The sequence below is a fragment of the Wolbachia endosymbiont of Drosophila bocki genome, from assembly GCF_028982005.1.
Lineage (GTDB): Bacteria > Pseudomonadota > Alphaproteobacteria > Rickettsiales > Anaplasmataceae > Wolbachia > Wolbachia pipientis.
Genome location: NZ_JAPQLG010000137.1, coordinates 1 through 998 on the forward strand (window position 1 = coordinate 1; position 998 = coordinate 998).

General features: G+C 32.4%; 1 protein-coding gene and 1 pseudogene. Both read right to left on the bottom strand.

The window, feature by feature from the left end; all coding sequences use genetic code 11:
• Positions 1 to 231 precede the first annotated feature (231 nt).
• Positions 232 to 477 (bottom strand): hypothetical protein, encoded by a 246-nt coding sequence (locus OZD61_RS02995; RefSeq protein ID WP_274979794.1) that lies wholly within the window; start codon positions 475 to 477, stop codon positions 232 to 234.
• A 246-nt stretch (positions 478 to 723) separates the two neighbouring features.
• Positions 724 to 921: pseudogene (locus tag OZD61_RS05875) on the bottom strand (WD_0033/WD_0034 family tandem repeat-containing protein); the annotation flags it as partial.
• Positions 922 to 998: the final 77 nt, after the last annotated feature.

The window sequence follows — 998 nt, forward strand, 5'->3', positions numbered from 1 at the left end:
GTTTAAAACATAAAAAACGCCAATATTTTAAAGCAGATAATAACCCCAGGGCTTCTTTTGCCTTTTTTTTCATTTGGTAAATTTCTTAAATATTTATGGCTAAACGACAATCGTCATCCCGCTACTTGTTAGCGGGATCCAGAGATACCGCGGCGGTATGACGTAGGGAAACCTTTCTTGGGTTAGCTATAAAACTAATCAGCATCTTGTTTAGTACATATAAATTAAGTTTCACAAATATAGTGCTAAACCTTGAAAATATGTTATAGCTACTTCTTCCAATTTAGTGGTGGGTTTTGACAGTACACATGTTATTTTACTAGCTACCAACTCAAGTGTCACAGAAGTTGCAATCACTGCATTTATATTCTGTACTTTAACATTTACTCTACTTTCTATTAGAGGCTTTACCTCCCTTACATCATTACGTACAGCAGTATGATTTATTTCATTTTCAATTCCACTACTATGCTGCAACAAGATATCCCCATTAACTTTTATTTCAACATTTTTGTCACTACTACCATTGTTAAAATTTAATCCCTCATCTCTTCTACTTTGTCTTTTTTCTTTTAATTTTAATTCAGTTTCTCTTTCATCAAGTACGGAAACGGTAGGAAATGGGATGTGAGTTTTTTCCTGACCATCTTGATTTATAGCTCTTGTTGTATTAAAAGCTTCGTTGCTTTTACATGATATTGCATAAGTAAGTGGTGTGTAGATTTTTTCTTCACTATCTGGATATTTTATAGTTATTGTTGCATTAAGAATGTCTTTCAGAATATCGTTTTCTCTAGCTATGTCTAAAATTTCTTGAATAACTTTGCGATCATGTAATGCGGCAAGTAATTTATCAGTTACTTTTTGATTATTTTTATGTTTTATGGTTATTGTTGTGTTAAGAATGTCTTTCAGAATACCGTTTTCTTTAGAACCTGTTTAAAATCTTCGTAATAGGGGAGAAATGAAGGAAAGGACAATCATTTGCAAGCTGGTGT